The organism is Allomuricauda sp. M10, assembly GCF_020782875.1.
Lineage (GTDB): Bacteria > Bacteroidota > Bacteroidia > Flavobacteriales > Flavobacteriaceae > Flagellimonas.
Genome location: NZ_JAJGBN010000008.1, coordinates 52,595 through 75,817 on the forward strand (window position 1 = coordinate 52,595; position 23,223 = coordinate 75,817).

23 protein-coding genes are annotated in these 23,223 nt (G+C 43.3%); 5 read left to right on the plus strand and 18 right to left on the minus strand.

Annotation, left to right across the window (positions count from 1 at the left end; translation table 11 throughout):
* Position 1: 1 nt before the first annotated feature.
* From LKX84_RS16685 to LKX84_RS16705, 5 genes are all read right to left on the minus strand, one after another.
* Positions 2 to 562: a TlpA family protein disulfide reductase gene (locus tag LKX84_RS16685; RefSeq protein WP_228238659.1), complete on the minus strand. Its 561-nt coding sequence runs from the start codon at positions 560 to 562 to the stop codon at positions 2 to 4.
* Positions 563 to 645: 83 nt separating this feature from the next.
* Positions 646 to 2,916 carry an aconitate hydratase gene (locus tag LKX84_RS16690; protein WP_228238665.1) on the minus strand — a complete coding sequence of 757 codons (2,271 nt, stop codon included), beginning with the start codon at positions 2,914 to 2,916 and terminating at the stop codon, positions 646 to 648.
* Between the two features lie 102 nt (positions 2,917 to 3,018).
* Entirely contained in the window at positions 3,019 to 3,972 is a 954-nt protein-coding gene (locus LKX84_RS16695; protein ID WP_228238667.1) for an AAA family ATPase, read from the minus strand.
* 4 nt (positions 3,973 to 3,976) lie between these two features.
* Positions 3,977 to 5,410, minus strand: coding sequence for a peptidylprolyl isomerase (locus LKX84_RS16700; protein WP_228238669.1), 1,434 nt, complete (start codon positions 5,408 to 5,410; stop codon positions 3,977 to 3,979).
* Complete coding sequence (locus tag LKX84_RS16705; protein ID WP_228238671.1) at positions 5,370 to 6,242, minus strand: peptidyl-prolyl cis-trans isomerase; 873 nt, start codon at positions 6,240 to 6,242, stop codon at positions 5,370 to 5,372. Before LKX84_RS16705 ends, LKX84_RS16700 begins: the two co-directional genes overlap by 41 nt.
* A gap of 115 nt (positions 6,243 to 6,357) precedes the next feature.
* Here LKX84_RS16705 and LKX84_RS16710 point away from each other — a divergent pair, with 115 nt between their 5' ends.
* Genes LKX84_RS16710 through LKX84_RS16720 form a run of 3 tightly spaced genes read left to right on the plus strand, consistent with a single transcriptional unit; the run spans position 6,358 to position 8,219 of the window.
* Positions 6,358 to 6,810 carry an SRPBCC family protein gene (locus tag LKX84_RS16710; protein ID WP_228238673.1) on the plus strand — a complete coding sequence of 151 codons (453 nt, stop codon included), beginning with the start codon at positions 6,358 to 6,360 and terminating at the stop codon, positions 6,808 to 6,810.
* A 5-nt stretch (positions 6,811 to 6,815) separates the two neighbouring features.
* A complete protein-coding gene (locus tag LKX84_RS16715; protein ID WP_228238674.1) occupies positions 6,816 to 7,073 on the plus strand; it encodes a hypothetical protein in 258 nt (85 codons plus the stop codon).
* A gap of 9 nt (positions 7,074 to 7,082) precedes the next feature.
* Positions 7,083 to 8,219: a serine hydrolase gene (locus LKX84_RS16720; protein WP_228238675.1), complete on the plus strand. Its 1,137-nt coding sequence runs from the start codon at positions 7,083 to 7,085 to the stop codon at positions 8,217 to 8,219.
* Between the two features lie 105 nt (positions 8,220 to 8,324).
* On the opposite strand, the gene LKX84_RS16725 is transcribed toward LKX84_RS16720, so the two are convergent.
* From LKX84_RS16725 to rimO, 3 genes are all read right to left on the minus strand, one after another.
* The gene (locus LKX84_RS16725; RefSeq protein ID WP_228238676.1) at positions 8,325 to 9,941 is read right to left on the minus strand and encodes a Gfo/Idh/MocA family protein; all 1,617 of its coding nucleotides are present in this window, start codon (positions 9,939 to 9,941) and stop codon (positions 8,325 to 8,327) included.
* Positions 9,938 to 10,393 carry a DoxX family membrane protein gene (locus LKX84_RS16730; RefSeq protein WP_228238677.1) on the minus strand — a complete coding sequence of 152 codons (456 nt, stop codon included), beginning with the start codon at positions 10,391 to 10,393 and terminating at the stop codon, positions 9,938 to 9,940. Before LKX84_RS16730 ends, LKX84_RS16725 begins: the two co-directional genes overlap by 4 nt.
* Positions 10,394 to 10,668: 275 nt before the next feature.
* Entirely contained in the window at positions 10,669 to 11,970 is a 1,302-nt protein-coding gene (gene rimO / locus LKX84_RS16735) for a 30S ribosomal protein S12 methylthiotransferase RimO (protein ID WP_228238679.1), read from the minus strand.
* Positions 11,971 to 12,096: 126 nt separating this feature from the next.
* Between rimO and LKX84_RS16740 the strand changes: the two genes are divergently transcribed.
* Positions 12,097 to 13,197, plus strand: a complete 1,101-nt coding sequence (locus tag LKX84_RS16740) for a serine hydrolase domain-containing protein (RefSeq protein WP_228238681.1) — start codon at positions 12,097 to 12,099, stop codon at positions 13,195 to 13,197.
* On the opposite strand, the gene LKX84_RS16745 is transcribed toward LKX84_RS16740, so the two are convergent.
* Both LKX84_RS16745 and ftsY read right to left on the minus strand, forming a co-directional pair.
* On the minus strand, positions 13,194 to 14,855 hold the full coding sequence (locus tag LKX84_RS16745; RefSeq protein WP_228238683.1) for an amidase family protein: 1,662 nt from the start codon (positions 14,853 to 14,855) through the stop codon (positions 13,194 to 13,196). The genes LKX84_RS16740 and LKX84_RS16745 overlap by 4 nt on opposite strands.
* A gap of 4 nt (positions 14,856 to 14,859) precedes the next feature.
* Positions 14,860 to 15,816, minus strand: coding sequence for a signal recognition particle-docking protein FtsY (gene ftsY, locus LKX84_RS16750; protein ID WP_228238686.1), 957 nt, complete (start codon positions 15,814 to 15,816; stop codon positions 14,860 to 14,862).
* 225 nt (positions 15,817 to 16,041) lie between these two features.
* On the opposite strand from ftsY, the gene LKX84_RS16755 reads away from it, so the two are divergent.
* Positions 16,042 to 17,916 (plus strand): immunoglobulin domain-containing protein, encoded by a 1,875-nt coding sequence (locus LKX84_RS16755; protein ID WP_228238687.1) that lies wholly within the window; start codon positions 16,042 to 16,044, stop codon positions 17,914 to 17,916.
* A gap of 83 nt (positions 17,917 to 17,999) precedes the next feature.
* Here the strand turns inward: LKX84_RS16755 and LKX84_RS16760 are convergent, their stop codons facing one another.
* The 8 genes from LKX84_RS16760 to LKX84_RS16795 all read right to left on the minus strand — a co-directional run bounded on the left by LKX84_RS16760 (position 18,000) and on the right by LKX84_RS16795 (position 23,137).
* Positions 18,000 to 18,152, minus strand: coding sequence for a DUF4295 domain-containing protein (locus LKX84_RS16760; protein ID WP_228238689.1), 153 nt, complete (start codon positions 18,150 to 18,152; stop codon positions 18,000 to 18,002).
* 36 nt (positions 18,153 to 18,188) lie between these two features.
* Positions 18,189 to 18,371, minus strand: a complete 183-nt coding sequence (gene rpmG, locus LKX84_RS16765; protein WP_163636469.1) for a 50S ribosomal protein L33 — start codon at positions 18,369 to 18,371, stop codon at positions 18,189 to 18,191.
* Positions 18,372 to 18,399: 28 nt separating this feature from the next.
* Positions 18,400 to 18,627 carry a 50S ribosomal protein L28 gene (gene rpmB / locus LKX84_RS16770; protein ID WP_163636470.1) on the minus strand — a complete coding sequence of 76 codons (228 nt, stop codon included), beginning with the start codon at positions 18,625 to 18,627 and terminating at the stop codon, positions 18,400 to 18,402.
* Positions 18,628 to 18,700: 73 nt separating this feature from the next.
* Complete coding sequence (locus LKX84_RS16775; protein WP_228238691.1) at positions 18,701 to 19,948, minus strand: competence/damage-inducible protein A; 1,248 nt, start codon at positions 19,946 to 19,948, stop codon at positions 18,701 to 18,703.
* A gap of 1 nt (position 19,949) precedes the next feature.
* On the minus strand, positions 19,950 to 20,288 hold the full coding sequence (locus LKX84_RS16780) for an Hpt domain-containing protein (protein ID WP_228238693.1): 339 nt from the start codon (positions 20,286 to 20,288) through the stop codon (positions 19,950 to 19,952).
* Positions 20,288 to 20,899, minus strand: coding sequence for a fumarylacetoacetate hydrolase family protein (locus LKX84_RS16785; protein WP_228238695.1), 612 nt, complete (start codon positions 20,897 to 20,899; stop codon positions 20,288 to 20,290). Before LKX84_RS16785 ends, LKX84_RS16780 begins: the two co-directional genes overlap by 1 nt.
* A gap of 26 nt (positions 20,900 to 20,925) precedes the next feature.
* Entirely contained in the window at positions 20,926 to 21,699 is a 774-nt protein-coding gene (locus LKX84_RS16790; RefSeq protein ID WP_228238700.1) for a 3'-5' exonuclease, read from the minus strand.
* Between the two features lie 79 nt (positions 21,700 to 21,778).
* A complete protein-coding gene (locus LKX84_RS16795) occupies positions 21,779 to 23,137 on the minus strand; it encodes a dihydrolipoamide acetyltransferase family protein (RefSeq protein ID WP_228238701.1) in 1,359 nt (452 codons plus the stop codon).
* Positions 23,138 to 23,223: the final 86 nt, after the last annotated feature.

Sequence of the window (23,223 nt, forward strand, 5' to 3'; positions counted from 1 at the left end):
ATTATTCAGCGATCAATTCATCCAACAATTTGTAGACTTTTCCGGTGCTCCAATCGGCAATTCCTTCCTTGTAAATCACAATATTCCCTGATTTATCAATTAAATAAGAAGAAGGAACTGTTTCGGAATCAATCGGCATTTTCTCGCCAATAATCAAATAGGTAACGGGAAAAGTAAACTTGTGCTCGGCCATAAAAGCCTCCACGGGCGGTTGGTTTTCATTTGTGATGATATAGAAATCCATCTTGCCCTTGTACCTGTCGTACAACTCTTGAATGCTTGCAAGTTCCGCTTCAGACGGCAATTTCCAAGAAGCCCAAAGATTAATGAGTATCACTCTTCCCTTTGACTTTTCAAAATTGAAGAAGTTCCATTCCTCATCCTTCAATTTCCAATCGTAATCCGTAATCTTTTGTCTTTCCGATTGCTCGATTACGGGAGGAGAAAAGGAAAATAAACGGTTCAGGAATATTTTTCCATAGTAACCGATCGGTGTCACAAAAAAGGAAAGCACCAATAGAATGAATGCAATATTTAAAACGGTTTTTTTACTGACCTTCATAAAAAAGATGTTTCTCAAAAATTAAAAACTCCTGATATCTAAATCAATATCAGGAGTTTAATACAAATTATCTTAGATACAAATTATGCATTCTCCTTCTTGATCAGGTTCAATGCAGAACCTTCCTTGAACCATGCAATCTGAGCATCGTTGTACGAATGGTTTGCAATGATGGTATCCTTGCTTCCATTGGCATGTACTACTTCAATGGTCAATGGCTTTTCAGGAGCAAACTGGTCAATATCCAAAAAGTTGAAGGTATCATCTTCTTGAATTAGATCATAATCACTCTCATTGGCAAACGTCAAGGCCAACATACCTTGTTTCTTCAAGTTGGTTTCGTGGATCCTAGCAAAGGATTTTACCAAAACAGCAGCGACACCCAAGTGTCTCGGCTGCATGGCCGCATGCTCTCTTGAAGAACCTTCACCGTAGTTGTGGTCACCCACTACCAAGGTTTTGATTCCAGCTTTTTTGTATTCACGTTGGGTATCAGGTACCCCTCCGTACTCTCCTGTCAATTGGTTTTTGACAAAGTTTGTTTTTTTGTTGAAGGCGTTCACTGCTCCGATCAAGGTATTATTGGCGATATTGTCCAAATGTCCTCTGTAACGCAACCATGGTCCGGCCATTGAAATGTGGTCGGTGGTACACTTACCAAAGGCCTTGATCAACAGTTTCATGCCTTTCAAGCTTTCAGGTTTGATGGGTTCAAATGGAGCCAAAAGTTGCAGACGCTCAGAATCTGGGGCAACTTTTACTTCAACACCGCTACCGTCTTCTTTGGGAGCAATGTAACCGGCATCTTCCACAGCAAATCCTTCTGGAGGAAGTTCGTACCCTCTTGGTTCATCCAACATTACCTCTTCACCGTCCTCGTTCAACAACTTATCGGTGATGGGGTTAAAATCCAATCGCCCAGCGATGGCAATGGCGGTAACCAATTCTGGTGAACCTACAAACGCCAAAGTATTCGGGTTACCATCGGCTCTTTTAGCAAAGTTCCTGTTGAAAGAGTGAACGATGGTGTTACGTGGTGCATCAGCGGCTTTGTCGCCGTAACGATCCCACATACCGATACAGGGTCCACAGGCATTGGCAAACACGGTTGCTCCAATATTGTTGAAGGTATCGATAAATCCATCCCTTTCGATGGTATAACGAACCTGCTCGGAACCTGGGGTTATGGTAAATTGTGATTTAGTCTTCAAATTCTTGTCGGCCACTTGTTTTGCCAAAGAAGCCGCCCTTGAAATATCTTCGTAGGAAGAGTTGGTACAAGAACCAATCAATCCAACTTCCACAGTCAAAGGCCAATCGTTTGCTTTGGCAGTCTCTCCCATTTTAGAAATTGGGGTAGCCAAATCCGGGGTGAAAGGTCCGTTCAAATGTGGTTCCAAAGTATTCAAGTCGATTTCGATAACCTCATCAAAATACTGTCCTGGGTTGGCATACACTTCAGGATCCGCGGTCAAGTGCTGCTTTACGGCAAGGGCCGCATCGGCAACATCGGCACGGTTGGTAGCTCTAAGGTACCTATCCATGGATTCATCGTAACCGAAGGTTGAAGTAGTGGCACCTACCTCAGCTCCCATGTTACAAATGGTACCTTTACCGGTACATGACATGGAAGTGGCACCTTCGCCAAAATATTCAATAATGGCACCTGTTCCCCCTTTTACGGTAAGAATATCGGCCACTTTCAAGATCACATCTTTAGGAGCGGTCCATCCGGAAAGTTTTCCTTTCAGTTTAACCCCAATCAATTTTGGGAATTTCAATTCCCAAGCCATTCCGGCCATTACATCAACGGCATCAGCACCACCAACACCGATAGCGACCATTCCCAATCCACCGGCATTTACCGTGTGTGAATCGGTTCCGATCATCATACCTCCTGGAAACGCATAATTTTCCAAAACTACTTGGTGGATAATCCCTGCACCTGGTTTCCAGAAACCAATACCATATTTATTGGAAACGGATTCCAAGAAATCAAAAACTTCGTTACTGGTCTGGTTGGCCCTTTTTAAATCTGCCTCAGCCCCAACTTTTGCCTGGATCAAGTGATCACAGTGTACAGTTGTTGGTACAGCGGCCTTAGGTTTTCCAGCATGCATGAACTGTAGCAATGCCATTTGAGCGGTTGCATCCTGACAAGCAACCCTGTCCGGTGCAAAATCAACATAATCTTTTCCTCTGGTAAAATTTTTGGTGGGTGTTCCGTCCCATAGGTGTGAGTACAATATTTTCTCAGAAAGGGTCAACGGTTTTCCTACCAGTTCACGGGCCTTATCTACACGTTCCCCCATGGAAGCGTAGACGCCCTTAATCATGTCTATATCAAATGCCATTCTACAATTGAGTTTTTAGATTTTAGTAATTCGGTAAATTTACTAAATAACGAAGGATTTTGGAATTAGAATTCCGCTAAATAAATATCTATGATTTGATATTTATAACAATTCTGCAACAATTCTTTCCTCTGAGATGCCCTCGGCCTCAGCTTTATAGTTTTTTAGGATCCTGTGACGCAGAATACCCAAGGAAACCGCTTTCACGTCCTCAATGTCCGGAGAGAACTTTCCATGGACGGCAGCATGGGCCTTTGCAGCCAAAACAAGGTTTTGGGAAGCCCGTGGACCAGCGCCCCAATCCACATAATTATTCACAAAATCCAAGGAACCTTCCATTCCCGGACGGGTTCTATTGACAAGCCTTACGGCGTAATCGATTACATTATCGGGCACGGGAATGCGCCTGACCAAATGCTGGATGGCAATGATATCCTCCGCATTAAAAAGGGTATTGAGTTGTACCTCCTCATCAGTAGTGGTTGATTTAACCACCTGAATTTCTTCCTCTATGGACGGATATTTCAATTCTATAGCAAACATGAAACGATCCAGCTGGGCCTCTGGTAAAGGATACGTTCCTTCCTGTTCAATAGGGTTTTGTGTGGCCAACACAAAATAAGGACGGTTTAGCTTGTATTGTTTACCTGCAATCGTCACTGCTCGTTCCTGCATGGCTTCCAAAAGGGCAGCCTGAGTTTTGGGCGGGGTTCGGTTGATCTCATCCGCCAAAATGATGTTGGCGAAAACAGGCCCCATGATAAACTTAAAGTTTCTATTCTGATCCAACACCTCACTACCCAAAATATCACTGGGCATAAGGTCTGGGGTAAACTGTATCCTTTTAAAATCCAATCCGAGCGTTTGTGCGATAGTGTTGACCATTAACGTTTTGGCCAAACCGGGAACACCGATCAAAAGGGAATGCCCTCCTGTATAAATGGAGAGTAAAATCTGTTCGACCACCTTTTCTTGGCCAACAATGACCTTGGCAATCTCCTTTTTGAGTTCTTGGTGTTTTTTTACCAGGTTTTCTACCGCAGTTACGTCTGACATTGGCCTACTCCTTTACCCAGTTGTTTGCAAAATCGCAGCCTCTATTGTCAACGTTCACGTGGATATAGGTATCCTCAATATGTTCTTCCATCCATTTTTTGATGGCCTTGAACTGCTTTTCCCGAAGGGCCAATTCCTGAATTTTTAAATAATCCTTGGCAAAATCGGCTTTGTGCTCATCATAACGATTGGAAATCTTCATGATCTTGAACTTGGGAGGCCCTCCTCTGGGATCGTCTTCCCTGATAGGCTTGGAAATTTCCCCATCCTTAATGTTCCTAACCTGATTGTACAAGGTAGGATCCATTTTGGTCAGTTCAAATCTTGAATCAAAATTGATTGGGTTACGCAATAGACCTCCATCATTTTTGGTTTCCTTTTCATCGGAAAAATTTTGAGCAGCTTCGGCAAAAGTATATTTACCATCCAATATTTGCTGGCGAATGGTATCCAACTCTGTCACTGCATCATCAATTGCACTTTGCGGAACTTCGGGAATCATCAGAATGTGTCTCAAATCGATTTCCTGTCCCCTAATTTTTTCAATATAAATAATATGGTAACCGTAAACCGTTTCAAAAGGTTCGGAAATTTCACCTTCACGAAGACTGAAAGCCACATCCTTGAATTCTCGTACAAATTGGGTTTCCTTGTTCATACTGTAGAAACCACCGTTCGCCCTTGAAGAGTCGTCACGGGTATACAAAATGGCTTTTACCTTAAAGCTAGCCCCATTTTCCTCCACATCTTGTTTGATGGCCTTTAACTGTTGTATCACCTTCTGCTTTTCCTCTTCAGGTGCTTTGGGCGACTTTACGATCTGTGCAATTTCCAGTTCCGCACCAAAAACGGGACGGTCCTCTTCTGGAATATTAAAGAAAAACTGACGTACCTCTTCTGGGGTCACCTCAATTTCCTCAACAATCTTACCCTGCATCTTCTCGGACAGCATACGCAATTTGTTGATTTCAAAAAGTTCGGTACGGAAGCTTTCCACATCCGGTTTTTTGTAAAACTTCAACAGTTTTTCCATGGACCCTAGCTGTGACACAAATTGTTGGATCTGTCGATCACTTTGGGCATTCACCATATCGTCCGAAACCAACAAACTATCCTGAATAGCCTGGTGGGCATACAAACGGTCTTCCATCAATTTGCCCAGAAGCCCGCATCGGGTAATATTTTCCATTGAAGCTCCTTGTGTTTTTAGATCGATCAAGGTTTTATCGATATCCGATTCCAAGATCACATAATCACCGATTACCGCAGCAATACCATCCAACTTCACTTTAGTGGTAGAAGCAGTTGTGTCCTTCACTCCCAATGCTTCATCCGTTTCCTGGGCCTTCGCTGTAATGGTCGATAGGAAAACAAGGGCCAAAATCCCCTTCATCATATTATTCATAAACCTCAAATTCTTTCTTCTTGATTGCTTCATCTATAATCTCGGTTTCCAATTTTTTTACGTAGTTCAATCGCCTTCGGTTGAGGATCAATTGCCTAATTTCTGGTTCTACATACTCAAAAGGCGCTGTATCATTGACCTCCAACACATTGGTGACCATGCCCAAATATACCTCTATGGAATCTTGTAGCTCAAAAAATTGTGATTTTTTTAAGTAGTTGGCTTCATTTGCGGCAGTTAGGGGCGTAATTTCTTCCACAACCCTCGTAGAACTGACCCAAATAGAGTCGTTAAAATGGATTTTTTTGAACTGCACCGCAATGGAATCCAAGTATTGTTTATCAGCATCTTTCCAAGTTCTGATCTTTGCCTTTACCCCATCTTTGTCCAAAAACTGGGCAGGCATACCCACAAAACGGAGCTGCACCAATTTTTCGTTCAATTTAAAGTTTTCCTTTTCCCTTTCATAGTATTCCTGTAACTGGCTTTTGGTCACGGAGGTATCGTTGGCCTGCAACACCAAAGCCTCAATATAGGCCCGGGTGTACAGTTCCGACTTGTAATCGGAAACCAATCGGTCAAATTCCGCCAGTTTTTCTTCAGGCAGATTAATCTTGGATTTGGTCAACAACAATTGCTTGGATGCCCAATTGTTGATGTAATTGGACACAAACAGGGCACTATCCTGTGGAGTCATGTCATCACTGATCAAAGCGGCAACATCATCTTTGTAAAGGTAGGCATCCCCTACTCTTGCCAATGGTTCCCGTTCCACTTCCTTATTAAAAAGGCCTTCGCACGAAACGATCATCAGGGCACCCAGGGTGCAAAGTAGGTATAGGCTATTTTTTTGGAGCTTAAGCATTTCGCAAAAATAACAATTACTAAATCCCCTACAAGTAAGTGTCAATCCCATTAACAGATTTTTAGTAGAGAACCTTCACCAAAAAAAATGTTACATTAGTGGAAAACCAAACCAAATGAAATATACGACCGAAATTTTGGTGAATGTCCCAAGGGAAGAGTTCATCAAGAAATTGGACAATCCGGAAAACATGAAACATTGGCAACGGGGGCTGACCCAATATGAGCAGCTTTCCAAAAACCCAGGACAGGAAGGGGCGCAAATGAGCCTCACCTACCAGATGGGCAAGCGTGAAATCACTTTGGTGGAGACCATCATCAAAAAAAACCTCCCAGAAGAAATGCATGCCAGTTATGATGCCAAAGGTGTTCACAATCTCCAAAAAAACTATTTCAATGACGAAGATGACAAGACCCGTTGGGTAACGGAAACAGATTTTCAGTTTTCAGGCTTTGGAATGAAATTGATGGGGTTGCTGATGCCCGGTGCATTCAAAAAACAAACTTTGATTTATATGCAGGATTTTAAGAAATTTGCCGAAGAGGGGATTTCCGCAACCGATTTATAACAACCATGGAAAAAATTTTGGACCGCAAAATCAAGATCATTTGGGACTTTAGGGGACCCAACGCCGCACGCACCGCCGAACACTACCTTAAACACCTTGAAGAGTTTGTCATCGTGGAGGAATTGAAATTCGACCTATCTGGCGTGGAACATTTTGGACCGACACACAGCATCGCCTATTTGGTGGTGGCCGAGTTTGAGCTCAAAGAAGTGAAGGACATTCTAAAACCGCACAGGGGACAAGTTTATACAGGAGACCTATAACCGACCATCATGTGGAGCAGGATTGCTTTTACCGCACTGACCGTTTTGGCATTGTCCTGCAAAGATTCCGTTGTTGCCATTGATCCACTGAAGCAAGTTCTGGCTTCCGAAAATCCGCTGATCAAAAATGTGATGGACCGTGTGAAGGAACACGAAGTCCAAATACGGTATACCCAGATTGATCGTCGGAACGACAGCATTTTCTTCACGGATTTCGATTTTCAGGTGGATGCGGAAAACTATTTTTATCCTGCAAGTACTGCCAAGTTTCCAGCTGCAGTGGCCACACTTGAAAAATTGAACCAAATTGATTCCCTGGACCTCAACACGCGATTTTATATTGAGGGAGATTCCGTGGAAACCACTTTTGCCAAATGTATTTCCGAAATTTTTGCCGTTTCTGACAATGCCGCCAATAATAGATTGGTTGAGTTTTTAGGGCAGGACGACTTGAATGCTAGAATTATGCGAAGAGGAGTTACACCCATCCGTATCGCGCATAGATTATCGACTCCCAATGGTGACGATGTCACCACAAAGCCTTTGGTCATCTATTTAAATGATTCCACTACAACGGTAACCCAAACCATCATCAATACACCGGCCAAACCATTGACCTTGAAACAACTTAAAAAAGGCAGGGGATTTTACGGGGATGATTCTTTGGTGATGGAACCGTTCGATTTTTCCCTTAAAAATTATTTCCCCATTCAGGCTCAATCAGCATTGTTGAAACGTATCATTTTTCCAGAGGCTTTTCCAAAGGAAGAACGGTTTGATTTGAGCCCAGAGCAACATCAATTCCTTTTGGAAGCCATGCATACGCTCCCACCAAAATTGGGTTATGATCCCGAGGAGTTTTATGATAGCTATGTAAAGTTCTTTATGTTCGGGGACAGTACGGACCTCATGCCGGACCATATCAAAATTTACAACAAAGTGGGCTATGCCTATGGCACCCTAACGGATTGCGCATACATCAAAGACACCCAAAACCAAGTGGATTTTATGATCGTAGCCACCATTTTGGTGAACAGTGATGGTATTTTTAATGATGACGCCTACGAATATGACGATGTAGGCATTCCTTTTTTGGCAGAGTTGGGCAGGCAACTCTATCAACACGAACTACAGCGAAAAAAATAATCGAATCTGCAATTTCATGAAAAGTGGGACACTACCAAAGGAGCCGAATTCCTTAGAGGCAACATCCCACTTTCCGGATTAGAAAAACATAAAAATCTAGAAACCTCAACCAACCATTTCGGGTTTTACCTCCCAATTATCGTTGGCCAGCAATACTTGATCAAAATCAATGCCCTCAATGGGCTTCAACATTTGGGTTTGGGGATCCCATTCAATTTTTCGGCCTAATTTCCATGACAATCCTGCCATGTGTGCCGAAATGGCTTCCTCAAAACCTTCTTTGATACCACAACTAACCTTGCCACCATTTTTGATGACACTCAACCACTCCCTCATATGCAGAAAGGTGGAATCTACACGGACCCCATCAATATAGGTCCACATAAGGCCCTTATCCGCAAAATATTGTGAGGTGGCGGACGAAATGGCATCGGGTACATTGGCCGCTGGGTTGTACTGATAAATGGGTACTCCCGGATTCATTTTACCGGCCTCTATCATTTCGGCATAGCGAGTAGAAGCCCCATCGGGCCAAATGGTCAGTTTATTGCCCAGTTCCATGGTGGCATCATGGCCCATCAGTATAGTAGGTCTATTGAAACCATTACCTAAAGTGGCACTATAACAGAAGGTCATTCCTTTTTCCTTGCCTTTGGCCTGACTGCTTCCTGTACTGTAATCGGGGAATTCCATGTTCACCTGGATCACATCCGGAACATTCCTGCCATCATTATGGGTATAGATACCTCCCGAAGCACTCACCGAAGAGGGAATGCCCATATTGAGCACACAGTTCAAACGGTCATAATCGTGGGTCAACAAATCCCCTGAAAGTCCAGATCCATAGGCCCACCATTTGCGCCATCTGAAAAAATGATCTTTGTTGAATGGCACTTGGGGCGCAGAACCTAAAAATTGTTCCCAATCTATGGTTTCTGGGCTTGCTTTTTCATGAATGTCATAATTCCATGCGCCATTGTCGTCATTTCTATTGGTATTGGTCTGAATCAGGGAAACATGCCCCAGCGTACCTTTTTCAACAATGTCCCTTGCCGTACTGAAGCTCAGGGTCTGTCTATGTTGGTGCCCTACGGCCAAAACGGCCTTGGAGTTTTTGGCAGCATCACGCAACAGATAGGTTTCCCCTACGGTATGCGTCATCGGTTTTTCCACATACACATGTACATTGTGGTTCAATGCCTCAATAGAAATAGGGGCGTGCCAGTGGTCAGGTGTTGCAATCACCACAGCATCTACATCACCACTACCGATCATATCTTGGTAGGTAGTGTATCTTTTTATTTGGTTTTCTGGAGTTGAGAAAGAATCGATAAAATGTTGTGCCCTTACGTCGAAGATATCACAGATACCCGTCAATTTCACATTGAGCCTTTCTTGGCCCATGAAATCTTCAAGGGCTTGGTTTTCAGGATCTTCTTGAGTGGCCAAACGCATTTCTTCCTTCCAGGTTTCGGTAGCAAATCCCAAGGCCCTGCAAAGTTGTTCGCCACGGATTCCGAATCCAATAATTCCGATTCTAACAGGCTCCCCACCAATTCCGGGCACTGCAGGTGGCAATGATGGTACAATGTTGAGCTGTTCCAAAATTTCGGAACGTTTTCTTCTAGACCCTACGGTAGTGGCTGCTCCGGCCCACCATACCGCTCCAAGTATGGGGAGTCCACCCAATCCGATCAAAAGGTCTCTTCTTGTCCATTTCATTGCTCTTGCATTTTAGTTAGTCTGTTTTTTCGTAGGTATTCCAGTCCAAAATATTGTCCTGTGGGCAACTGGTAGATAACCAAACAAGCAACCAGTTCAATCAAATTTTTATTGACGAACCAATAGCTACCTTCCACGTTCAACTGGGTCAATCCTGGGAATGGTGGGTGAGCAAAAAAGTAGAGGGCCAAAAGTCCCATGCCAACAAAGGCACCTACTTTTTCAAAAATACCAAGGGTAAAGGTGATACCCACCACCATAAGGGCAATGATGTTCAGCGTGTCTACCCAACCGATTGTAGCATCGCCCACCAGCATGGTAAAAAACCATTTAAAAGGGCCCTGCGCGGTAGCCAAATACCCGAACGATGTCCACTCGGGATTGTAAAGCTTCACGACGCCCTCAAATAAAAAGTGCCACCCTATCAGAATACGAAGTAGCGTGACACTCACTTTCAATTTATTTTGATTTTGGTCCATATTGTTGGTTTAGTTGTTAACCCTTTTCTTTATCAACTGAATATCAATCAATAAGAAAATGAAATCAACAAAGATTCTTTAGTTTGAACTATAAAATTACCAACAGAAACGATGCTGAACCATGACCATTGTCAGTTTATGGACCTATTAAAATATATCCAACAGAAAACGAGCCTTGATAAGACTCATGATCGGCTTACCCTGCGAATATGGGAGGAATTTAAAATTAAATAATTATGGATTTCAACCTAAGCTGGCTCTCCATATAGATCATAATCGGAAGCCTCATGGATCTTGATGGACGTAAAATCGCCGATTTTTAGATAATGCTTGGTGGCATCGATCAACACTTCATTGTCCACATCGGGGGAATCAAATTCGGTGCGGCCTACAAAATAATTGCCTTCCTTTCTATCGATGATACAACGGAACGTTTTTCCAATTTTTTCTTGGTTAAGTTCCCATGAGATTTGGGATTGAATCTCCATAATCTGATTGGCCCGATCTTGCTTAACTTCCTCTGGAACATCATCTTCCAATGAATAGGCATGGGTATTTTCCTCATGACTATAGGCAAAGCAGCCCAAACGTTCAAAACGCATATCGGTTACCCATTGTTTCAACGTCTGGAAATCTTCTTCGGTTTCCCCTGGGTAACCCACAATCAAAGTGGTACGAATTGCCATACCTGGAACCGTTGATCTGAAATCCTTCAACAATTGTGTAGTCTTGGCTTGAGTGGTTCCCCTACGCATACTTTTCAATATGTTATCGGAAATATGCTGTAATGGAATATCAATATAATTGCAGATTTTGGGCTCCCTTCGCATCACCTCCAAAACATCCATCGGGAAACCTGTTGGGAAGGCATAGTGCAAACGGATCCATTCAATTCCCTCCACTTTTACCAATGCTTCGAGCAACTCTGCCAAATTACGCTTCTTGTACAGGTCAAGTCCGTAGTATGTAAGGTCCTGTGCAATCAAAATCAATTCCTTGACCCCTTTGGCAGCTAATTTTTCCGCTTCGGACACCAAGTCCTCAATGGGAGTGCTCCGATGTTTGCCACGCATGATCGGGATGGCACAGAACGAACAGGGTCTATCACAACCTTCGGCAATCTTCAGGTACGCATAGTTTTTGGGTGTGGTAGTTAAACGTTCCCCAATCAATTCATGCTTATAATCGGCCCCTAGGGCTTTCAGCAAATTAGGAAGGTCACTGGTCCCAAAATATTCGTCCACATTTGGGATTTCCTTTTGCAAATCCGGTTTATAGCGCTCACTCAAGCAACCGGTCACAAAAACCTTGTCCACTAAACCCTCTTCCTTCTTTTGAACATACTCCAAAATGGTGTTCACACTCTCTTCCTTGGCGTTGGCAATAAATCCACAAGTATTGATGACCACCACATTGCCTTCCTCTTCGTGTACTACCTCTTTATTGTTGGCACGCAGTTGGCCCATCAGTACTTCAGAATCGTAGACATTCTTGCTACAACCCAAGGTTACCACATTGATTTTGTTCTTTTTAAGCGATTTTGTGCGCATAGTTGCTATAAATGGAGTGCAAAAATACAACAACACAGCGCATTACATCGATTTGCCTGCATATTTTTCCTGTTTTGGCGTTAAACCCAATGGATTAAAATTAGTCCAACTAAAAATCGTGATGCCATGAAACAACTGGTTGCCCTATCGCTCTTTCTATTCATTCTATTAACTGGGTGCTCCTCTGGGGATGATTCCAAGGACAATGAGAATCCGGATCCTGATCCTGTTGCAGGTGAATTGTATTTTCCTCCAATCGGTTCTTCCACATGGGAAACCGTTTCGCCAACAGAGTTGGGTTGGAACACGGATGCCGAACAATCGCTATATGATTTTCTGGAAGAAAAAGGGACCGACGGATTCATCATTTTAAAGGATGGTAAAATTGCCGTGGAATGGTATTTTGGAGGTTTTACTGCAGATGACAGTCATTCATGGAACTCCGCGGGTAAAACTTTGACCGCCATGACAGTGGGTATTGCCCAAGAGGAAGGTTTTTTGTCCATTACCGATTCTTCAATGGATTATTTAGGCGAAGGTTGGTCCATGCTTACACCGGAACAAGAGGCCAATATCACCGTACGCCACCATTTGACCATGACCACAGGTTTGGATTATACGGTGGACGATCCTTTTTGTTACGACAAGGAATGCCTTATTTATAAAAATGAACCGGGTACATTTTGGTATTATCACAATGCAGCCTATACTCTATTGGATCAAATTGTGACCAATGCTACCGGTACAGATTTTAAACAATATTCCTATGAAAAGATTCGGGATAAAATTGGGATGCAGGGAACTTGGATCAAAGTCAACTACAACAATCTTTTTTTCAGCAACACCAGGAGTATGGCTCGTTATGGACTTTTATGCTTGAATGAAGGAACTTGGAACGAAACTGAAATTCTTTCGGACAAGTCTTATTTTACTGCCATGACGAACACCTCCCAAAACCTTAATCAATCTTACGGTTACTTATGGTGGCTCAATGGGAAGGGTAATTTTAAGGTTCCTGGTAATGAAGCTACCTTCAGTGGTGAATTAATGGCCGAAGCTCCAAGCGATCTCATTTCAGGTTTGGGCGCTTTCGACCAAAAGTTGTATGTGGTGCCTAGTCAAAATCTGGTCATCGTACGCTTAGGGGACGATGCTGGGGAAAGCCAGTTGGGCCCTTCCAGTTTTGACAACCTGCTTTGGGAAAAGTTGAGTGCCTATATCAATTAATCCTTAAACGCTTCCGGGATTTTTCGTGCATGGGTAAGGTCTTCATAAGCTTTCCCGATTCGTAACAGTTGAGCTTCCGTAAAAGGTTTGCCAATAAAAGTGAGGTTTTCAGGTTCTCCCGTTGGTTTATACCCCATCGGGATGGTCAAGGCCGGGTATTCTGCAACAGCTGCATATCCTGCATGGTAATTATTGATGCTCAAAACGGCATCAAGGTTTTTCTCTTCCATGATCTTGAAAAATGACCTGCCGGCGGCCATCAAATCAGTCTTTATCTTTTCAAATTCATCCTGTGTGGTGGAATCTGCCAAAATACCATCAAAACGAGCCTGCCCATAAGGAATCCTCACCAACGAATCTTGACTGTTGAACTTGACCACATCCTCCACCTTTTCCAACCTTACCACATCCTTGTTTTTTACTTCAGCATCAAGATAGGCTTTCAGGTCCTTTTTCATATCGAGGTTCAAGAGGGTAGTAAAATGGTCTAAGGGAACATTTTCAGGTTCAAATTCGATAAGTTGGGCACCGGCTTCCTTCAATTTTTCAACGGCCAAAGCGTAAATGGAATCCCTTTCCATCAAGTTCTTCATTACACCAAGCCTAACCTCCTTGAGCGGTTCCGGGTTCATCCACGCAGATAGGATACCGGGTTCGGATTCCACCGACTTAGCATCTTTGGGGTCTTTGCCCAACATGGCATCCAACAGAATGGCGTTATCCGTTACATTTTTGGTCATGGGGCCAGGGGTATCCAAAGTACTGGAAATAGGTACAATTCCTGTCCTGCTCAACAAACCAATCGTTGGCTTTAACCCCACCACGGAGTTTTGCCCAGAAGGTGAAAGAATGGAACCTGACGTTTCGGTTCCCACCGCACCAACGGCATAATTGGCCGCTGTAGATGTACCGCTGCCCGCACTGGAACCTCCGGTATCAAAAACCCTCCGTCCATAGGCATTCAGCGTTTGTCCACCAACGGCACTCTGTCCATTCGGGCAAACATCACAGATAAAATTGGCCCACTCGCTCAGGTTTGTCTTTCCTAGTATCAAAGCTCCTTTAGCTTTCAAGCGTTTTACGATAAAGGCATCATCGGTCTGGTTATCTTTTAAAGCTACTGCACCTGCTGTGGTATGCATTTCAGAAGTACCCACATTATCCTTCAACAAAATGGGCATTCCATAGATCAAGTGATGACCATCACTATTTGTATCCAATTTGCGAGCTTCTTCCAACACCAACGGATTCAAAGCAATCACGGTATTTAGGGTGGTGGTGTTCGGAAGTTCGTATTTGTAAATTCTGTGTAGGTAGAAGAGCACCAAATCCTCATAAGTGAAATCGCCATTTTTGATATGTTGTTGAAGTGTTGGAATATCCTGCTCCAACACCATGGGTTTCATCTTTTCATATAGCTCTTCAGAAAATTTGGAAACCTCATCATATAAGGGAAGAAATACTTCGTTTTTGTCAAGCACCTTGCTCTGGATGAATTTGTACCGCATCCTGGCACTTTCATTTTCCTGACTGGCGGCCACTTCGGATGAATCGTTATAAGGTGTCCAAAGAACAACTTCTTTTTCAGGCTCGGTATTTTTTTGCTTACAGGAAGCCAAACCTACAATAAGAAAACAGCCAAAAAGGTACTTGTACATAAGACTATAATTTGAAAAAGGAGTCGACAAACTCGTATTTGTTGAACACTTGAAGGTCTTCAATACCTTCACCTACCCCAATATATTTTACCGGAATCTGGAACTGATCGGAAATACCAATGACCACCCCGCCCTTGGCCGTACCATCCAACTTGGTAACTGCCAAACTGGTCACTTCGGTTGCCTTGGTAAATTGTTTGGCCTGTTCAAAAGCGTTCTGACCTGTGGAACCGTCCAAAACCAAAAGCACTTCGTGCGGAGCATCGGGCACCACTTTTTGCATGACCCGTTTTACTTTGGAAAGTTCATTCATTAAATTGACCTTGTTGTGCAAACGCCCGGCGGTATCCACCAAAACCACATCGGCACCTTCTGCCACGGCAGAATTCAACGTATCAAAAGCTACGGAAGCGGGATCACTGCCCATTTTTTGTTTGATGATGGGTACATCTACCCGCTTGGCCCAAACTTCCAACTGGTCAATGGCTGCAGCACGGAAGGTATCTGCGGCACCCAACACCACTTTGTATCCTTTGTTCTTGAACTGATGGGCCAACTTACCAATGGTTGTGGTCTTTCCCACACCATTTACGCCCACCACCATGATCACATAGGGTTTCTTGCCCTTGGGAACGGAAATCTCCGTTTCTTCGCCAATGTTGGTCTCGGAAAGGAGTCCGGCAATTTCTTCGCGTAGAATGGTATTCAATTCATCTGTCCCCATGTATTTATCCTTGGAAACGCGTTCCTCAATACGCTCAATGATCTTTAGGGTGGTGTTCACACCAACATCGGAGGTCACCAATACCTCTTCCAAATTGTCCAACACCTCATCATCAACCTTGGATTTTCCGGCCACGGCCTTGCCCAATTTGCCAAAGAAACTGGTCTTGGATTTTTCCAATCCCTTGTCCAAAGTCTCCTTTTTGTCCTTTGAAAATATATTTTTGAATAAGCTCATCTCGTGTTCTTAGTTGAATGTCAAATATAGGAAAGTAAGGGGAGTTTTGTTAAATCAAATTGCCTTGGGAACCTATAATGATATGCCCTCCATCTTTCCTACATATATCTTACAAACTTTGAGCAGTCAAGGTTTTACCGATAAAATGCACGGATACGCAACAAAATTTTTAGAGGGCTGGACTCCTTTTTTACTTTTAACATGGCATAGTTTACATCAATTACAATGAAAAATCTTTTAAATAGATACATCTTGGTGATCGTGATGATGCTATGCATTACTGTCAAGGCCCAAGAAACCTATTCTGATTTCTTTAGTTCCGTATCTTATTCCAACAATAACGGCACCCAAAACTGGTCGGGCAACTGGGCGGAGTCCAATGACGACAACGACCCATCCAACGGAAGAATAAGAATTACCGGAAATGAATTGAGGTTCAGCAGAATTGGTTCACACTACATTACCAGGGCGGCAGACCTAAGTTCCTATAGCACGGCAACACTGTCATTTGATTGGCAAACCTCAAGCCTGGAAACCAACGAAACCTTGGTCATCCAGATATCCAGCAATGGCTCTTCATTTTCTACAATTGGAACATTCTCAGGGAATCAGTCCGGTAGTTTTAGCCAGGATATTACTGGTTATTTATCCGGCAGTACCACCATCAGGTTCCGTAAAGGCAGTAATGATTGGGATCAAGGCAATGACAGAGTTTATATCGACAACGTAACGATAACGGCATACATCGTGGATCAGGACGGGGATGGGATCAGTGATATGGTCGACCTGGATGATGATAATGATGGGATAACGGATGAAGAGGAATATTGTACCACGATCAATGCTTCATTTTTGACCTCGGCGGATGTCGGGCAGAGATCGGTTGTAGTGAATCATACGGATACCGGTTATTTACGATTGGATTTTTCTTCCATGGACAACTCGTTTCAATTGGATATCAACGGAACCACAGTACATCCCTCCGTTTTGGAATTTGAAAGTGGGGCCCTCGATGCCGGTGATGAATATTTTGTTTTCCAATCCGATGGAGCCTTTATCAACTCACCTTGGGTGGCCAACTCCAATGGATTGCCCCGCTTGCGTTTGATCATCAACGAGTCAGGTCAGGCTACCTTGTACGGCACACGTTACACGTCCTCCACTGCTTTGGAAGTGATGGAGGCGCAAGCAAGTACGCCGTTCAATACAATTACCTGGACACCGGGAAACAACAATACCTTTACCATCACCAACCAGGCCGGTCCTGGTCCCGAAGGATTTACGGGTGAACTGTTCGCCAGTTCCGTATGCGATACCGATGGTGATGGCATCAGCAACCATCTAGACCTAGATTCAGACAATGATGGCATTATGGATATTGTTGAATCCGGGGTGCTCGATATAAGCGGTGTTTCCGATAGCAACAATGATGGGCGAATCGATGGGGCAATATCTGGCTCTGGTTCCAACGGACTCTATAACAGCATTGAGGACAATGATACCGTCTATGCCATTTTATCCTATTCCATTTTGGATTCCGATTCTGATGGCAGTTATGATGCCTATGTTTTGGATGCCGATGGAGATGGATGTAACGGTGTTTTGGAAGCTGGGTTTACTGATAATAATGATGATGGTGTTTTAGGGCCTTCAAGTGTGACAATCGATTCTGATGGTTTGGTAACCAGTGGTGTAGATGGCTATACCGTACCAGCGGATAATGATTCCAACTCGATCTATGATTATCGGGAAGTCGGAACTGTACCGACCATTACCTCCCAACCTGTGGATACTACTACTTGTCCTGGCTGCACTACAGCCATAACAGTAACTTCCATTGCAGATCAGTACCAATGGCAATTTAACAATGTAGGTGTTTGGAACGACCTTACTGATTCAGGAATTTACTCTGGCGCAACATCCCAGACATTGACAATAATTAACCCAACGCCCAGCGAAAACAATACCCAGTACCGTGTAGTGCTAAGCAATGACACCTTTGTGTGTGGATCCACCATTTCCAGCACTGCCACCCTAACATTACAAGTGACCACCGTGGTAACCAACCGTACTATCACGTACAGGGTGAATAAGAATTAATACATGATAATCATCCCAATAGGGACACAAATAAAAAAGCCGCTCAAAAAGCGGCTTTCTTTATATATATGTGGTTGTTCTCTTTAGTTCTTGTTCAACCAATCGTTCACCATTTCTGGAGCCATTACAGATTCTACGAATGTGTATGCACCAGTTTTTGGAGACTTTACCATTTTAATGGCTTTGGTCAATCTTTTAGAGGCGGTCTGAAGTGTTGCTACTGTTTTCTTTGCCATGGCCTATATTGTGTTTACTTTTTAATGAAAAAGTGATTACTTAATTTCTTTATGAACGGTCATACGCTTAAGGATAGGATTGTATTTTTTAATCTCCATCCTATCTGGCGTGTTCTTTTTGTTCTTTTTGGTAACGTACCTAGAAGTACCTGGCATACCAGATTCCTTGTGCTCTGTACACTCCAAAATTACCTGAATCCTATTTCCTTTCTTTGCCATTGTATCGTACTTAAAACGCTATTACTACTTACTTTTTGGAATTGATATCCTTCAATACGGCAGAGATTCCTTTTTTGTTGATGACCTTCAACCCTCTTGATGAAACGTTCAAGGTTACCCAACGATCTTCTTCTGGAACGTAAAATTTCTTTTTGGAAACGTTTACGTCGAATCTCCTTTTGGTCTTATTGATAGAAAAGGAAACGTTGTTTCCAAACATCACCTTTTTTCCTGTTACTTCACAAACTTTAGACATCTCCCTAACTTTTGAGTGATTTTATTGAGGCTGCAAATTTATACCATTTTAATGGGACGTACAAAATTCTTTTTCAGAAATTTAAAATTTCTTTGTACAATAGCTCAAAAGCCTTGCCTACAGACTTCTTTACCACCCTTTCCCGATGGTTTCCCATACTGAATTCTTGGGCAAAAGTGCCCTTTGGGGAACTTATGGCAATAAACACCGTTCCCACATCGGCATCGGAATCACCTTTTGTGGGTCCCGCATTTCCGGTCGTGGCGATGGCAAAATCGGTTCCCAATAGGTTTTTTACGCGTTCCGCCATGGCAACTGCCACCTGTTCACTAACCACGGAATGCTTTTCCACCAATTCTTTTGGCACGCCCAATATCTTGATTTTGGTCTCGGTGGCATAGCAGACCACACTACCCTTAAAATAATTGGACGCCCCAGGTACCGAAGTAACCTGCTCCGCGATTTTGCCCCCTGTAAAACTTTCGGCAGTGGCCAAAGTCAATTTCTTATCGGTGAGCAATTTTCCAATTTGTACCTCAATGGCACCATCTTCCTCCTCACCATAAATGATATCCCCGATCAAGGGATATAATTTCTTGGCCTCCTCTTCCACAAGGGCTACCAATGCCTCCTTATTCGCTCCTTTTGCCGAAAGTCGGAGCTTGACCCTTCCTAAATTGGGCAAATAGGCCAATTTTATGGCAGGGGGTAGGTTGTTTTCCCAATCCTCGATTTTTTCTGCGATGGTACTCTCCCCCATTCCATAGGTCATGATGGTCTTATGCACAATATGCGGACGTTCATACTCCTCAATGATTGCAGGTAGCGCAGAGGTTAGAATGAGATTCTTCATCTCATAAGGCACGCCGGGAAGAAAAAAATAGGAAACCTTCCCCTTTTTCATCCAAAGACCCGGAGCAGTGCCGAAAGCATTGTGCAACACCGTGGCCTTGGTCGGCACAAGTGCCTGTTGGCGATTTAGATCGGAAATGGGTGAATTGATGTATTTTTTAAAAAGTTCCTCAATATGGGCAAGGACCTTTTCATCACGTACCAACTCGTCATCAAAAAATTGGCAAAGGGTCGGTTTGGTGACATCATCTTTTGTTGGGCCCAGTCCACCCGTAACAATGACCACGGAGGAACGGTTGCCCGCCTCTTCCAATGACCTTAATATGTGATCGCGATCGTCCTGTACCGAGGTAATCTGGTAGACCGAAACACCGATCTTGTTCAACTCCTTGGCTATAAAAGCTGAATTGGAGTCTACAATCTGCCCAATGAGAATCTCGTCCCCAATGGTGATGATCTCGGCTTGCATTTTATAAATCGAAGTCTTTCTTTAATTCGGAGACCACCTGAAGAACATCCTTTTTCAAAAGGGGAAATTTCCCTTCAATATCCTCCATACTGGCTTCACTTTTGCCCATGGTCTCAATATCGAGGGCCATGGCCCTGGTCTGTTCCATGCCCAAGATGTCCACATTCGGTTTTATCTTGTGTGCCAGTTTATAAATAGTATCGTAATCCCGAGCACCTATGGCTTTTTCCAAACCTTCAAGATCTTCGGGTACTTCTTCCAAAAAAACAGAGATCACGGAAACAATGAAATCCTCATCTCCCTCCGCCATCTCATTTAACTTATCGAGGCTGTAAATCATTATCGTACATTAATTTCAAATAGCTTCTCACCTTCCAAGGTGCCAACAAGGTAGTCATTTGGGGTTACTTTACCAACCCCGGCAGGCGTACCAGTAAAAATGATATCCCCCTTTTTCAACATGAAATAAGTGGAGACATGCGCTATAATTTCATCTATCTTCCAAAGCATCAAAGCCGTATTCCCATCTTGAACTTTTTCACCATTTTTGGATAGGGTAAAACTCAAATGGTCCACATCCTTGAATTTATTTTTGGATACCCAGTTCCCAATAACGGCAGAACCATCAAAGCCTTTCGCTTTTTCCCAAGGCAGACCTTTTGCTTTTAGTTTGGATTGAAGGTCACGTGCCGTAAAATCGATGCCGAGGCCAATTTCGTCATAGTATTTATGGGCAAATTCCTTGGCGATATGTTTTCCGACCTTTTTGATCTTCACCAATACCTCAACCTCATAATGTACATCGTTGCTAAATTCAGGAATGTAAAAATCCTGCTCTTTTGGAAGAATGGAGGAATCCGGTTTTATGAAAACCACAGGTTCCTCGGGACGTTCGTTGTTCAGTTCGTCTATGTGATCCACATAGTTACGTCCTATACAAATCAGTTTCATTCAGTTTTAGTGGGGGTTATGTTGTGTTATATTTTATTGTTGAACTTACTCAACTTGATCTGTGTCAATACTTTTTTAGTGTACAAAGGAAAATCGGCATTCAAAATCCAACCAAAATAACCTGGTTCGGCCTCCAAGACCTCATCCACCGACCTTCCCTTGTGTTTTCCGAAGGAAAAAACAGGCTGTTCGTTTTCATCAAGGGCTATAAATCCAGCAAAATCGAGGGATTGTTTCCTAGTGGTGAATTCCGACAGTTTCTTGATGTCATTTTCCAGTTCGGGGTATCTTTCCAACTGGGCAAGGAGTACCTCATAAGTGGCCATGGTATCGGCTTTGGCACTATGGGCATCATCCAAGCTTTTGTCGCAATAGAATTTATAGGCAGCTTCCAGGGTACGTTTTTCCATTTTATGGAAAATGGTCTGCACATCCACGGAAACCATGTTCTTCATATCAAAATCCACATCGGCCCGCAACATTTCCTCCACCAATAAGGGAATATCGAAACGATCGGAATTAAAACCTGCCAAATCGCTGTCGCGGATCATTTTGTAGATCTCTTTTGACAATTGTTTGAAGGTAGGTTCATTTGCCACTTTTTCGTCGGATATGCCATGAATGGCCTCCGACTCTGGCGGTATTGGCATTTCAGGATTTACCAACCATGTTCTGCTTTCCTTGTTTCCGTTGGGATATACCTTCAAAATGGATATTTCTACGATACGATCCTTGGCCACATTGGTACCTGTGGTTTCCAGATCAAAAAAGCAAATGGGTTTGGTCAATTGTAATTGCATGCGGAATTCATTGAATGAGTAAATGGGACTTCAAAATCTTAAAGTTACACATAGTGAAAAGAAAAAATGGAATTTTCCATTAGATTTCCCTGTTCACGTCCCAAGCTTCCAAATAATCCGCAACGGCTTTTACGAACATTCCACCCAAGGCTCCGTTCACCACACGGTGGTCATAGCTATGCGATAGGAACATTTTGCTTCGGATGCCGATGAACTCCCCTTGACCGGTTTCGATCACGGAAGGAATTTTTCTAATGGCGCCCAATGCCAAAATGCCCACTTGCGGTTGGTTGATGATCGGCGTACCAAAAACACTACCGAAGGTTCCCACATTCGTAACGGTGTAGGTACCATCTTTAACCTCATCGGGCTTCAATTGGTTGTTCCGTGCACGATTGGCCAAATCGTTAACCGTCTTGGCCATCCCTACCAAATTCAATTGGTCGGCATTTTTGATGACAGGCACGATCAAGTTTCCATCTGGCAAGGCTGCCGCCATACCCAAATTGATGTTTTTCTTTTTGATGACCTTGTCCCCGTCCAAAGAAATATTCATCATCGGGAATTTCTTCAGGGCCAATGCCACCGCCTCCATAAATATTGGGGTAAAGGTGAGTTTTTCCCCTTCCCTCTGCTCAAAGGCATTTTTTACTTTATTTCTCCAGTTCACCACGTTGGTCACATCCACTTCCACAAAACTTTGCACATGTGCCGATGTGGAAATACTTTCGATCATGTGGTGCGCAATCAATTTACCCATTCGGGTCAATGGGATAACCTCATCGCCATCACCAACGGGAATTGGGGCTGATTTTGGTTTCTCAGCAACTTCCTTCACTGGTTTTGCTTCGGCTTCTACTGGTTTTACCTCTTTCACAACCGGAGCCTCAACTGGTTTTGTACTGCCTTTGGCGGTTCGGTTTTCCAGATAGGCCATGATATCGTTTTTGGTAACACGACCTTCACTGCCTGTACCGACAATAGCTTCCAGTTCGTCCATGGAAATACCTTCTTCCTTGGCAATATTTTTCACCAAAGGAGAATAAAATCTATCCGAATCTGAAAAATTTGGGGCAGGTATGGCAACTGCTTTTTGGGTCTGGGCCATATCGTTCTCCAAAACCTTGACTGGCTCTTCAATAGGCTCGGAAACAGGGCTCTCCTTTTTGGAATCCCCAGAAGGCATATCCACATTACCATTTAACTGGATTACGGCCACTACTTCCCCAACTTTTATCACATCATCTACGTCAAACCGCTTTTCCACCAAAACACCTTCCACTTCACTGGGTACTTCAGAATCTACTTTGTCCGTGGCAATTTCAAAAACGGCCTCGTCCATTTCAATGGTATCGCCCACTTCCTTCAACCAAGTGGTCAGGGTAGCTTCGGCAACACTTTCGCCCATTTGCGGTAATTTCAATTCAAATTTTGACATATTCCTATTTATCAAAGTGATTTGGACTCTTATTTTGCAAAAATACTAAAGTAAATCACTTATTATTGTTTTATGTTCATTATTTA